The organism is Anaerotruncus sp. 80 (genome assembly GCF_009936115.1).
In the GTDB taxonomy this organism is placed as follows: Bacteria; Bacillota; Clostridia; order Peptostreptococcales; family Anaerovoracaceae; genus Senimuribacter; species Senimuribacter intestinalis.
Genome location: NZ_QWES01000012.1, coordinates 91,120 through 104,097 on the forward strand (window position 1 = coordinate 91,120; position 12,978 = coordinate 104,097).

Annotated in this window: 12 protein-coding genes; 5 read left to right on the plus strand and 7 right to left on the minus strand. The window is 45.0% G+C overall.

Annotated features, from left to right (window positions below):
- The first annotated feature begins 127 nt into the window (after positions 1–127).
- Positions 128–1,405, plus strand: coding sequence for a DUF4143 domain-containing protein (locus tag D1155_RS07485; RefSeq protein WP_160201772.1), 1,278 nt, complete (start codon positions 128–130; stop codon positions 1,403–1,405).
- A gap of 94 nt (positions 1,406–1,499) precedes the next feature.
- Here the strand turns inward: D1155_RS07485 and D1155_RS07490 are convergent, their stop codons facing one another.
- Together D1155_RS07490 and D1155_RS07495 are read right to left on the minus strand one after the other, a co-directional pair.
- Positions 1,500–3,008 (minus strand): carboxypeptidase M32, encoded by a 1,509-nt coding sequence (locus D1155_RS07490; protein WP_160201773.1) that lies wholly within the window; start codon positions 3,006–3,008, stop codon positions 1,500–1,502.
- Positions 3,009–3,040: 32 nt separating this feature from the next.
- Positions 3,041–3,577 (minus strand): LuxR C-terminal-related transcriptional regulator, encoded by a 537-nt coding sequence (locus tag D1155_RS07495; RefSeq protein WP_160201774.1) that lies wholly within the window; start codon positions 3,575–3,577, stop codon positions 3,041–3,043.
- Between the two features lie 243 nt (positions 3,578–3,820).
- On the opposite strand from D1155_RS07495, the gene D1155_RS07500 reads away from it, so the two are divergent.
- Complete coding sequence (locus tag D1155_RS07500; protein WP_207709519.1) at positions 3,821–4,057, plus strand: hypothetical protein; 237 nt, start codon at positions 3,821–3,823, stop codon at positions 4,055–4,057.
- Here D1155_RS07500 and D1155_RS07505 read toward each other — a convergent pair.
- The 5 genes from D1155_RS07505 to D1155_RS07525 all read right to left on the minus strand — a co-directional run bounded on the left by D1155_RS07505 (position 4,020) and on the right by D1155_RS07525 (position 10,015).
- Positions 4,020–5,909 carry a Xaa-Pro dipeptidyl-peptidase gene (locus tag D1155_RS07505; protein ID WP_160201776.1) on the minus strand — a complete coding sequence of 630 codons (1,890 nt, stop codon included), beginning with the start codon at positions 5,907–5,909 and terminating at the stop codon, positions 4,020–4,022. The genes D1155_RS07500 and D1155_RS07505 overlap by 38 nt on opposite strands.
- Before the next feature lie 18 nt (positions 5,910–5,927).
- Positions 5,928–7,208 (minus strand): MFS transporter, encoded by a 1,281-nt coding sequence (locus D1155_RS07510; RefSeq protein ID WP_160201777.1) that lies wholly within the window; start codon positions 7,206–7,208, stop codon positions 5,928–5,930.
- A gap of 198 nt (positions 7,209–7,406) precedes the next feature.
- Entirely contained in the window at positions 7,407–9,122 is a 1,716-nt protein-coding gene (locus tag D1155_RS07515) for an aminopeptidase P family protein (protein ID WP_160201778.1), read from the minus strand.
- A gap of 13 nt (positions 9,123–9,135) precedes the next feature.
- Positions 9,136–9,660, minus strand: a complete 525-nt coding sequence (locus D1155_RS07520; RefSeq protein ID WP_160201779.1) for a Gx transporter family protein — start codon at positions 9,658–9,660, stop codon at positions 9,136–9,138.
- On the minus strand, positions 9,644–10,015 hold the full coding sequence (locus tag D1155_RS07525) for a NusG domain II-containing protein (protein WP_160201780.1): 372 nt from the start codon (positions 10,013–10,015) through the stop codon (positions 9,644–9,646). Before D1155_RS07525 ends, D1155_RS07520 begins: the two co-directional genes overlap by 17 nt.
- A 31-nt stretch (positions 10,016–10,046) precedes the next feature.
- Between D1155_RS07525 and D1155_RS07530 the strand changes: the two genes are divergently transcribed.
- The 3 genes from D1155_RS07530 to D1155_RS07540 all read left to right on the plus strand — a co-directional run bounded on the left by D1155_RS07530 (position 10,047) and on the right by D1155_RS07540 (position 12,466).
- The gene (locus D1155_RS07530) at positions 10,047–11,066 is read left to right on the plus strand and encodes an FAD:protein FMN transferase (RefSeq protein WP_243151046.1); all 1,020 of its coding nucleotides are present in this window, start codon (positions 10,047–10,049) and stop codon (positions 11,064–11,066) included.
- A 263-nt stretch (positions 11,067–11,329) separates the two neighbouring features.
- A complete protein-coding gene (locus tag D1155_RS07535) occupies positions 11,330–11,479 on the plus strand; it encodes a hypothetical protein (protein WP_160201782.1) in 150 nt (49 codons plus the stop codon).
- A gap of 324 nt (positions 11,480–11,803) precedes the next feature.
- Positions 11,804–12,466 carry a sigma-70 family RNA polymerase sigma factor gene (locus D1155_RS07540; RefSeq protein WP_160201783.1) on the plus strand — a complete coding sequence of 221 codons (663 nt, stop codon included), beginning with the start codon at positions 11,804–11,806 and terminating at the stop codon, positions 12,464–12,466.
- Positions 12,467–12,978: the final 512 nt, after the last annotated feature.

Consider the following 12,978-nt stretch of genomic DNA (forward strand, 5'->3'; position numbering starts at 1 on the left):
TCCGGTTGTTTTTTTAAAATTAGTAGGGTTGAAAATGTGAAATCAATCGGGTTGAAAAAATAAAATAAATAGGAATAAGGTTGTAAAATCTATCGGATTGGGGTACAATAATGGTAGAGGTGAGAGCATGGACAAGAAATATTATATGCCGAGAATCATTGATAAAACCATTGAAGAATATCTGCAAGTTTTCGGAGCGGTATGCGTAGAAGGACCTAAATGGTGCGGGAAGACTTGGACGTCTTCTTTTCATAGCAATAGTGAAATTTTAATTGGCAATCCGGAAGGTAATTTTCAGAACAGGAAATTGGCAGAGTTATCGCCGGAGTTGGTTTTAGAGGGGGAAACACCTAGACTTGTTGATGAATGGCAAGAAGTGCCGCCTATATGGGACGCAGTTAGACATAAGGTGGATCAGACGGGGGAAAAGGGGCAATTTATTTTGACCGGTTCAGCGACGCCTAATCACAAAGGGATTCTGCATAGTGGGGCAGGGCGAATTGCGAGATTGCGAATGCGTCCGATGTCGCTGTATGAGTCGGGTGATTCTTCAGGAGAAGTTTCCTTGGAGAAACTCTGTAAGGGTGACTTCCAAGCTGTAATGACAGGAAACGTGGATTTGCGAAAATTGATTTTCTATATCATTCGTGGAGGATGGCCGGGTAGTTTGGGATTATCACAGGAGCAGGCAGCAATCATACCTGAGGAATATTTAAGCGCGGTCATTGAAGATGACGTATATCACATAGATGGGGTAAAGCGAAATACTGTTAAAATGGAGAAACTGCTGCGCTCCCTTGCCCGAAATGAGAGCACAACTGTTACAAATAAAACCTTAAAAAATGATATGAAAGAAATAGATGATGAGGATATTGATATCGAAACGGTAAAAGAATATCTGGATATTTTTGCAAGACTGTTTATTACTGATAATCAGCCTCCGTTTTCAACTGAAATTCGCTCCTCTGTTCGTGTAAAACAGGCGGTGAAGAGGCATTTTTCGGACCCTTCCTTAGCGTGTGCTTTGCTGAAAGCTACACCGGAAAGACTTCTCGGCGATTTAGAGACGTTGGGATTTCTCTTTGAGTCTCTATGCGAGCGGGATTTAAAGATTTATGCGGAGTCTTTTGGCGGAAAGCTCTATCATTATCAGGATTATAGAGGCGGCGAAATTGACGCTGTTGTTGAAATGCCTGATGGAAAGTGGAGTGCTTTTGAGATTAAGCTGGGTGCCAATCAGATAGAAGCAGCAGCAGAAGCCTTACTTCGCCTTAAAAAAGATATTGAAAAAGAGCCCAAAGGGAAACTGCCTGCAATTTTGTGCGTGATATGCGGTATGTCAAATGCAGCATATCAAAGGGAAGATGGTGTATATGTTGTACCCATTACTGCTTTGAAAAATTGATAACGATTTAATAAAAACCGGCATGAAGCCGGTTTTTGTTTAGCATAGATTTCTCAAAGGATGCTGCCATGATATACTCACTGCGCCTTGGAAATTATAATTTGTACACTTCTGTATATTTTTTCTGCAGATAATCCATGTAGGGCTGGGATGACAGCGAGCTGCCGGAAGCTGATTTTAGGAGCTGGCTGGTGGAATACTGTGCCCCGTAGGTGAAGATATTTTCTTTCAGCCATTGGTTGATTGCAGCGAAATCTCCTTTTGCTATCAGATCGTCCAGATGGCCGCAGCTGGTATCGATAGCAGTTGCCAGCTGTGCAGCTGCAAGATTTGCGACCAGATAGGTCGGAAAATATCCGACATAACCGGCAGCCCAGTGGATATCCTGCAGCACGCCTTCTCCATCGTTGGCAGGTGTGCAGCCCAGCATTTCCTGGTATTTTTGATTCCAAACCTCAGGCAGATCGGAAACCTTAAGACGGTCATTGATGAGATCCCGCTCGATTTCATAGCGAATGATAACGTGAAGCAGATAAGTCAGTTCATCTGCCTGCAGACGGATTGGGGCCTGTGTTACTGCATTGACATCTTCATAGAAACGCTGAGCGGAAAGCAAGTGGCTGCCGCCAGAGAAAACCGAAAGTTCCCGTGTAAAAAATTCAGCAAAGCCTTTGCTCCTTCCGATGATGTTTTCGTAGAACCGCCCGATTCCTTCTTCCAAGGCGAAAGAAGGTACCTTTGCGAGAAAAGTACCCAGCAGATCCTTGCTGATGGACTGCTGGTAGATGCCTTTGCCTGCAGAGTGCATGACATTGAACAGACCGAAAACTGTATTATCTTCGCGGTAGGCGTTGACAATGCGCACGTCATCAGGAGAATTAGCAAGAACTGTGGGGTGTGAACCGATATCCACGCGCCCAGTATGAAAGCTGAACCCCATTTTTTTAAGAAGATGCTCCCAAAGGGCTTTCTGGCTGCTGCCGCCCATGACTGGAAGGATTTCGCAGGAAGAAAGGGAGGAACGGTTTAACTGCTGAATCTGACTGTAGAGATCTATGAGAAAAGGCTTTAGCTTCACCAAATAATTATCAATCGTTTCTGTTGTGAGTCCAGGCTCATAATAGTTCAAAAGAGCGTCATAAGGATCTTTTTCATATCCCCAATACTTCGTAAAACTTTTAAAAGTGCTGAAGATTTTTTCTAAATATGGCTGAAATAAGGCAAAATCACACTTAGCCTTTGCCTCTTCCCAAACTTGCTCAGAAACGGCAATCAGCTGGATATATGCCTGGTATTCATCTTCGGGAATCCGCCGTACGTATTCGGCGCTCTGCTTTATCTGCGCAATCATGGACTTGGTCAGAGCATCATTTTTCTTGTGATGATCAAAGTAAGCCATGTAGCTGTTGAATTCTGCAGAAGACATAAATCTGTACTGCTCATCTGCCAGAAAAGCGAGGACTTTGGCACGATAGGAGATGGCGCCAGGCGGCATATAGGTGAGCTTATCCCAGTAAATCAGAGAATTTTGCGTATAGGATAAATACTCTATGCGGCTGATCAGTTTTTTAAACTCTGCGAGTTTGTTGTAATATCCGATCATAGTTTTAACTACCTCCTGAAACTCTTATGTCGCTATTTTAAGTCAAATGTAGTGAAGAACGGGTGCAGGGTGTTGCGGCAGAAATCCTGATTTGGCTTTGGAAAATCTATCGGTGCCTTTTCTGCACTCTCATCTGACAGCTGTTTTCTGGCTGCTACCAGTTCCTCGTCCTCAATTTGTGCGAGAATTGCCAGCAGAATCTGTGCCTGACGCTTCGTTTTCTGTATATTGAATTTGTGGGTGCGAACTGTAGCGGTACTGATGTGAAGTTCTTCGCCCAAGGTTTTGTTATCGATATCTTCATACATGCCGGTGAGAATATCTTTCTGCACTTCGGAGAGACCGTTAATCTGCTTGTCCAGCTGAATCAGCCCGTGAAATACGCCGCCGTGTCGGTCGAAGATATGCTCTGCTATGGCGCGCTGAGCCGTGACATTTCTTCCTCGGGAATTATAGATAAGTCCTTCCTCAAAAGCTTCGCCGCAGAAGATGCAGGTAAGCTGTCCGGTTTCCTTTGAACGGTAATAGCCGCTAGAAAGTTCGGAGACTGTTAGTTCTTTTAATTCCATTAAAATCCTCCTGAATGCAAAAGTCTATACAAAAACGATATCATATTTTGTTTTGAATGGCAAGTGTTCTTCCTGCTATACACGGCAAACGCACGAAAAACGTTTAATGATTTTCTGGAACTGACAAAACTGACAGCTTTTTAGATTTATGTCAGTTTTGTCAGTGTTTCTTTCAAAATTCCTGCCAATACTGACAATTATTTTTGATTTTGTCAGTTCTGTCAGGATTTCAGGCGTATTAAGATGGATTCTTTACGATTTACTGACAAAATCCTGCATTCTGCTATCATTTTGTCAGTATTGATGGCTAATGATATTTTTCATGCCTTTGCCATGCTGCTATATATGGCTGCGGCAGCCACAAGGGCTATAGATTTTGGCGTTGCAAATATGAGCAAAGGCCGCCGGGAAGGCAGCCTTTGTAATAGTTTTAATTATGTGCCTAAAGCAGAGGAATTTGTACCCGGATGCTGCCTGTAGGAATTTCAATTCTGGTGACTGTATCCGGTCGCAATGTCTGCTGGGCATCGATGCCGTATAGAATAAGCGCCAGTTTATGACCTTTTTTCAAGCTGTGATCTGTCGGAACCATATCAAAATCGTAGCTGTAAATCTGTCCAGCTATAATATCTTCCTTGCTCCAGAGACAGGTTCGATTCTGCGCATTGAGCCAGCCGCGGCTGATCACTTTATATGCAGATGGGGAGGCTTCCGTGCCAAAGACGAAAGTATTATCCCCTTCGACAGGCACTTGCTCAGCGGTAATTCGGCAGTCTGCGCCTATATCTACCAACATAGCGCTGAGAATAGCCGTTTTTTTATCGATGGCTGCATCAAAGGATACTTTGATGGTGCCGGAGATGCGCAGTTCATCGGCGCTGCAGTGAGCTGTCTTCTGCGCTGAGGTATCTGCTTCCCACGGATTCCAGAAAAATCTGCAGCGGTATGGTGCGTCTTTTTCTTCGGCTAAAACCAAGTTGTCCAGCCACTCTTTCTGATTGTCGGAAGCTTTGTCGTAGGCTGTTTTAGATAGATCATCGACGATAACGGAAGTCTTTTGATTGCTAGCGCTGCGAATCGAGAAGTCCACATAAGACCAGTCTGCCGGAGGCCATGTATCAGAGGCAAACCAGCGGGATTGATCTGTGTTGCTTTCTACCAAAACTTTTGGTTCTTTTTCAGCGCCGTTATCGATGCCCTTTAGATAGTGATCCAGCCAGCGTTCCAGCATAGAGAGCACCCCTGCGTCTTTCAGCGCATATATGTAGACATGCTCACCCTGATGAAGCAGAAGCTTTCGCTCAACTCCTTGCTTTTCCAAAGCCTGAAAAAGGGGAATGCACTGATTTGTCTTTACATTCCAGTCGTTGAGACCATGAATGATAAATACTGAGGCTTTGAAGTTTTCAATTTGTCTCAGATAGTTACGCTGATCCCAGAACAGGTTGTAATTGCCGGAATCCCGATCTTCGTTTATGAACAGATTTTCCAGCTGCTGGGCATAAGCGTCTTTGATTTTTTCGTAGTCATCTGGATCTTTAGCCCTGCTAAAACAGTACTTTGCAAGGATATCCAGATCGTCTCCCTGCCAGTCAAGGGCAGGTACAGTCAGCCCGTTGTATCGATAGTAGTCGTACCAGTTGCAGATGCCTGCTTCGGGAATAATGGTTTCCAGTCCTTCCACGCCGGTAGCCGCTACGCCGATACACATAGTTCCGAGGTAGGATTTCGCTGACATAGCGACTTTACCTGTGCACCAATCTGCTTTAATCTCAATGTTGTCGGTTTTGTTGGTAAAAGCACGACATCTGCCGCAGAGCCAGTCTATGACGGAACGGAAAGCAAGAATCTCTTCGCGCGAACCCGACAGTGTAAAGCCTTCGGAGCCTCTAGTGCCCAGTCCGCCACAGAATACGCAGCCATAGCCTCTTGCGTTAAAATGATCGTAAATGGGATTGATGCCTTCCAGTTCAACCTCTTCCGTGCAGGGAGAGGTCTTAGCATAGCCGCTGGTCTTACGATGCTCCGTGACTGCAAAGGTTGGCTCCTTGGAAAAGTCGTAGCGAATATCTTCCTCAGCAATGTTTTGTGCAGGATATACTTTTACTTCCTGATTTACATTGTGCGGCACATACCAGTTCTCATTACAGGACAGCATATACGGATTGGCCACATAGATAGCAGGAACTTTTTCGCCGTGAAGTGTTGATACAGGTCGTCTGATGTAAACGGCAATCAGGTCATACCTGCCGTCGCCGTCAGTATCGACAGGCGTTTCTACATAGACCCTTTCAAATAATATTTCTTTGTTTACACTTTCTTTTTTCATCATAGTTACCATTCTAATTGCTTATGCTTCTTGATTTGTTGTGTTTGCGTTGTTTTTCTTCAGGAATTTAATCCATACTACGGTGATGACAGCGCCAAGCAGCAGCATGCCAATCATGAATCCGAAGAACTGTCTGTAGCCGCCAACGCCTGGGTTTTGGTCAATCATGATACCTGCCATGACGGACACGAAGATTTCAGGGAGATAACCAACAGTGGAGATGATACCTGCCGCAGTGCCGGAATATTTTTCAGGGATTGCGCCTTCGTCCATCATTGCCCAAGTCTGCGCATAGTTTACACTGTAGAAGATATAAATGATCATGAAAATGACAGTGAATGCAATGATGCTCTTAGCATTAGTCGGCAGCAGTAAAATGCCTGCGGTACCTGCAGCCATAATTAAGAAGGATATCAAAATCGTTTTGCCTGTTCCGATTCTGTCACTCATATAGCCGCCTGCCACACTGCTGACAGTACCAAGCCATCTCTTCAGAGCGGCTAGAGTTGCAGCAAAAGTAACGGTAGCGCCTAAAATACCTGTAGCATACGGTGTGAAGTAGTACAGGGAAAGGGTGAATACATAGTTGCAGAAGGTAACGAATCCGATAATCCATACTGCAGGCAGCTTCAGAACCTGACCAATGCCTTTGAAGGAGATTCTGTCGCTGGCTTCCATCTTGCCGTCTTTAACGGTGAGGAATGCTAAAATTCCCATCAGAATAGTCAGAACAGAGTAGTATATGATAACGTATTTCATTCCCTGTGCCTGATTGTCAATTTGACCGATACCGATTCTGAATGCGACTACTGCGCCCATCGCCATTAAAGCGGCGCCGATGCCTCTGCCGCCTTCAAAGAAGCCGAAGGCTTTACCCTGGTCGCCGGAACCGGAGAGTATACGCACTGCTTTAACACAGGCAGGCCAGAATGCAAACAGGGAGGAAATTCCCCAGAATGCGTAGAGACATAGAAGAGCAGTGTAGTTTAGCGGGAGCAGATGAGCAAATCCGCCCAGACCTGTTCCGATCAGCGATACGGTCAGAATCATTCTGGTGGAGAATCTGTCGGCGACAATTCCTCCGAATAGGTAGGAAATCATACCGAAGATACCCAGTACACTGCCGAATACACCCATCTGGGTATTGGTCAGATGATAGGTTTCCAGATAAACATCGTAATAGTCAAATCTGAAATATGGCAGACCATAGATGATGGCGCCACCGAAAGCGACGATTAGAATTGCCCAGAAATTCCTTGACATCTTTTCGCCTAAACCAATTTTTTGAAGTAGTTTTTGCATAGTTCTCTTGTCCTTTCTTCAATAATGATAGATTAATAATGACATGTGCCGTTATAAATAAACAAATTTATAAAACGTTTATTTATAAACAAACGATACTACAATATGTTTTGAATGTCAAGAGAATTTCGAGAAACCAGAATAAATTAAACACAGCGACTGGAAAACCAGCCGCTGCTTTGAATTTTATATATTCTTTTATATCTTCTCTGTTTGCTCTTTCAGCCAGGCGGAAGTTTCTGCGGATACCCGCGGTGCGATTTTTTCGTAGACTTCTCTGTGGTAGTTGTTGAGCCATGCCAGTTCCTCTTCTGTCAAAAGCTCTGGAAGAATTGCTTCCCTGTCAAATGGGCAGAAAGTCAGGTTTTCAAAGCCCAGTTTTCCGTTTGCAGCGTCAACACAGAGAATTTCATTTTCCAGCCTGATTCCGTATTCTCCTTCCAGATAAACGCCCGGCTCATTGCTAGTGATCATGTTCTGATAAAACGGCACATCACAGCCAGGTTTACCGCTGATGGTCTGGGGCCCTTCGTGGACGCTGAGCAGATGACCGACGCCGTGCCCAGTGCCGTGGTTGTAGTCAAGACCGATGGCATGAAGCGGCTGTCTGGTCAAAGTGTCAAGCTCACTGCCGGTAGTACCCACGGGGAATTTTGCCATGGCAAGACGAATGTGACAGCGAAGTACTGTGGTGTAGTGCTCTTTCATTTTCTGCGACAAAGGTCCTAGGGCGATGGTTCTAGTAATATCGGTGGTGCCGTCCTCGTACTGTCCACCGGAATCCACCAGAAGAAACCCTTCCGGTTTTAGTGTCTTGTTGGTTGCTGGCGTCGCTTCGTAGTGGACGATAGCGCCGTTTGACATATAGCCGGAAATGGTGGTAAAACTGAGGTCATAACAGCCTTCCTGCTCTCTGCGGCATTGTTCCAGGTAATCAGCAGCAGAAATTTCTGTGATTTCCTCTTTGCCGACGGTCTGCTTCAGCCAATAGATGAAGTTTACCATAGCAGCGCCGTCTTTTAGGTGGGCATTTTTTGTGCTTCTGATTTCGTCCTCATTCTTTAGGGCTTTCATCATGGTAACCGGACTGCTGCTGTTGTTGATTTGTACTTTTTCAGGCAGAGAACGCACTAGAGCATAGCTGACTACATCTTCATCCAGCAGGATTGTACCTTGCGGAATCGTCTTGATGTCTTCAAAAATCTGGAAATATGGACGGACGTCTTCTTCTTTAAAAGTTTCGTCCATGACATAAAGGTATGCGTGATCTCTGGCAATCAGCGCAAAGCTGAAGAATACTGGGGTATTGGCGACATCGTCGCCGCGCACGTTGAAAAGCCATGCGATTTCTTCTAGTTTCGTGATGAGATGATAGTCAGCGCCCTTTTTTTCCATATAGCTGCGAACCCGCGCCAGCTTGGAACCAGCTGTTTCACCGGTGACAGAGGACGGCAGCCCGTAAATCTTAGACGGTTTGATAGCGGGGCGGTCTTTCCAGATGTCACCGACCAGATCCAGTTCGTAGTTTACTTTGCAGATGCTTTCCAGTTTGCAGCCAAAGGCGTAATCGCAGACTCTGCCGTCAAAGCCGATGGTGCTTTGCGGTGTTAGCTTTTCTTTTAAATAAGCGTCGATGGTCGGAACCCCCGGCTGCCCCATTTTCATCAGGCCGATACCGGTGTCTTTTAGCTGATCCGTGGCTTGTAGAAAATATCTGCCGTCCGTCCAGAGATATGCTTCCTCCTGTGTGACAACCACGGTTCCCGCAGAGCCTGTGAAACCTGAAAGGAATTTGCGGCATTTGAAGTAGTCATTGACATATTCGGAGCCGTGAAAATCTGTGGTTGGAATGATGTAGGCGTCAATGCCTGCCTGCTGCATGCGTATGCGCAGGTCAATTAATTGCTGTTTCATAAAAAACCTCTTTCTATCTAAATATACTTTTTGGTATTTTGTTGTCGATGACATATGCGACAATGCCCATGAGAATGCCGGTTACAAGCCCACTGAACATCAATATCGGAAAATACAGGAACATGCGCAGATTGGATACGATGGCGGCGGCGACTAAAAGCTGCCCCATGTTGTGCGCCACGCCGCCTGCCATGCTGATGCCGACCATGCTGAACAGTTCGGTCTTTTTCAAAATCCACATGACGAGTAGGGACAAAATGCCGCCAGCCAGTGAGTAAAGCGCACCGAATACGCCGCTAAACAAAAGTCCTGCCAGCAGGATTCGGACCATGTTGATGACAAAGGCGTAGCGAAAATTCAGCTCGTACAGGGCGATGACAATGACTAGATTGGCTAGCCCCAGTTTGACACCGGGGATTCCGATGTTAAAAGGAATTATTGCTTCTACATAGGAAAAAATCAGCGCAAGACAGGCAAACATGGCAGAAAGGGCTAGCGCCTTAGTTCTTCTGGTACGAGTACTAATTTGAGATTGCATCAAGCTCCCCCTCTCCGCCGACGATTTCGACCATGACTTTGTTTGGCAGGCAGACAATGCTCTGATTTGCCATGCGAACCTTGCCGTCTTTGACGCACACCTGGTTGTGGCAGTCGGAATAAGTCATTTGCACCGTGCCGTCTTTTATGGTAATCTTATTAAGATGATTCTTTTGCTGAATCTCTATCGTCTGATTTTCGAAGAGGCTGTAGGTGCCATAGTGCTGTCCGTTCACCGTGACGATGACCTGTTGACCGGCGCCGCCCGATGTGAGGGACCACGCAGAAAGGCCAAGACCTATGAGAAGCAGGCAGAAAAAGAGCACGATATCAGCCTTGTTGATGATTTTGAACATAAAAACTCCAATAAAGTTTGAGGTATATGTAATGAAAAAATTTCTTTCTATTGCGGTCATTGCGATAATGACTGCTTCTATTATTATAACACAGACTGGCTGTACAGAAAAGCCGGTATCAAAAACAAGTTACTACATGGACACTCTATGTCAGATTACGATTTACGACATGGAAGCTATGGGGCAGGAGAATGCGGAGAATGCCATCAACACAGCTTTTGCTTTATGTGCGGAGTACGAGTCGCTGATCAGTGCGACCATTGAGGGCAGTGATATTTACAAGGTGAATCATGCGGGCGGCAAGGCTGTTGCATGCGACCTGCGAACGGTTTCTTTGCTGAAAAAGGCATTGTATTATGGCGATCTTTCAGGCGGAAAGTTTGATATCACCATCGGAAAAGTAGCTGCTTTGTGGGATTTTCATGAGTCGGAGCCGAAGGTGCCTTCTACGGCGGCAGTGGAGGAAGCTATGCAGGGTGTTGACTACCGGGCGGTGAAGATTGACAGAAATGATGTGACGCTGGAAAATCCTAAGGCGGAGATTACCTTAGGCGGCATAGGAAAGGGCTATGTGGCTGACCGTGCGGCGGAGTGTCTGGAAGAATTGGGCGTTACCAGCGCCGTCGTCAACTTTGGCGGCAATATTATTGTAATTGGCGATAAGGGCGGCGATGCCTTTAAAATTGGTATTGAAAAGCCGTTTTCTGATAGTGGAGAAATTGTCGGCTATGTGGAGACCGCAAATAAAACGGTGGTGACCTCCGGCATTTACGAGCGCGGATTTGAAGCAGCGGACGGAACTTATTACCATCATATATTGGATGTGGAAACCGGATGGCCGGTGAATAACGATGTCGTTAGTGTAAGTCTCGTGGGTGATAAAGGAACCTCTGCCGACTGTGACGCTATGGCGACCATCTGCCTCATGTTGGGCGTGGAAGAGGGTATCGAGTTTATTGAGAGCATTGACAGTGTGGAAGCGCTTTTTGTGGACAAGGACGGCGTACTGACGAAGACCAGCGGATTCACTGGGTTCACGGAAGAAAAATGAGTGCAGCAGGAGGTAAATCGGCGAGTGGAGAAAAATATTATTCTGTTGCAAGATTTGCAGAAAGGATACCGTAGCACCTGGTTCACGAAACTTTAAGCGAAATTTTCGTGCGCCAATTTTGGGCTTGATTTCTGTATACATGGTGTAGACCTTTGGAAAAGTGCCAAATCCAAAACCTTTTTAAGGCAAAATGGCGGCGGCAGAAAGAAATGCAGCCAGATAGTCGGAAAAACTTTAGCGTCCTATAGTAAAATATCAAAAAAGTGGATATCAGGCAGCAGGTGCGCGCCAGTTTTTTAGAAAATGAATCCCAATATGGCGTTTGGCGGATGGCTGGCGCCATGTATACAAAAAAACGCTTAGAAGATGGCGGTTTTCATGGGGTGAGCGCCGGATATCCAAAAAAATCTTGAGATTATGGCGCGCCGGTTTCTCTGCAGCACAGGCTATTACATATTAATCATATTAAATCAGATTGAACTGCATCCCGGCATTTAATCTGGATTCTTTTTCACTTCAATGTGAAATAATCTCTTTGATTTTGTCTTGCACTATTGCCTTATATTTACATTAAAGTGGTGCGGATTTTTATATTCTATCGATAAAACTTCTTTTTTGCAAAAAAATTGTCGAAATTTCAAAAAGTACCCTGAGAGTTCCTTTTCAAAATGGTAAAAAAGAGATACACTAAAGGAACCGCTATTTAGCGAAAAACAAAAAGAAAGCGAGAAGGAGAGTTGACAGAAAAAGAACTTTCAGAAAGAAGAGCAGTACTTTGTGAGAAATATGACAAGATACTGGGATTAACTTATCACTTTGGTGTGGCAGACAGCGACAGAGATGATGTTGTGCAGGAAGTGTTTGTTGCGGCTTATTTACATTTGCATCAGCTGCGGGACATAGAGAGCATGGATTCTTGGTTGTATAAAATTGCCATGAGAAAAGCGGGACGAATCGGAAGGAAAAGTAAAAGGCGAGAAGACAAAGAGTTTTTGTACGAGTCCTGTGAGCAGGAGCTTGACAGGATTAGCGCAGAAGAATATGCGTCAAAGATAGACTTCAGCGATGAAGACATCTTTGAAATGGTAAATAGTCTGAAGCCGCCGGCGCCGGAAATAATCAGACTCCGCTATGTATCGGAATTGAGCATGGTGGAGATAGCAAAGCTTTTAAAGATGAATTACAATTCGGTGAAAACGATAGAACGCAGAGCGAAAAAAGAACTGGAGAAAATGATAAGTGAGGGAAAGCATGAAACGAGAAGAGAGAGAAAACATGAAGAAGAACGAGCAGAAGTTTATGGAGGAGATAGGAGCGGCACTGAAGAGACACGAAAAGAAGACAAAACTAGACGCAGAGGTGTTGGAAGGCTGGGTCGCAGCTGCCAAGGAAAGGAGTAGGGCTAGAAAGAGAAAGTATATGGCTGCGATATCCTGTGTTGTGATTGTTTGCGCAGGTACTTTTAGTGCAATGAACTTGCTGGTGCCGGACGCTGCAATTGCTGGGAAAAACGGTCCGGTTACAATGGAGGATGGAAACAGCACAATTGTAAAAAATAATGCTGAAGACCCGGGAGCAAACTTAGGCGGCGATACGATGATTGAAACAGAATGGGATAAGGTTGCAACCGTAAAGAAAAACTATCCAGACTTGCTGATTCCAGGCTATGTGCCAGAGGGATATGAGTTTAAAGAACTACGGGTAGAAGTGACGGAGTTAGTGCAGAATTACATATATGTATACGAAAAAGGAGAGAGTACTTTTAGAATCACTCAAACTGATGATACAGATTTAAAAATGATACCAAATTATAACCGTACTTTTAATACGACGCAGGGTATTAAAATTATGATGAAGGAAGATGAAGAAAAAAGTGCACATTTTCTTATAGAAGAGAGTTTGTGTACAATAG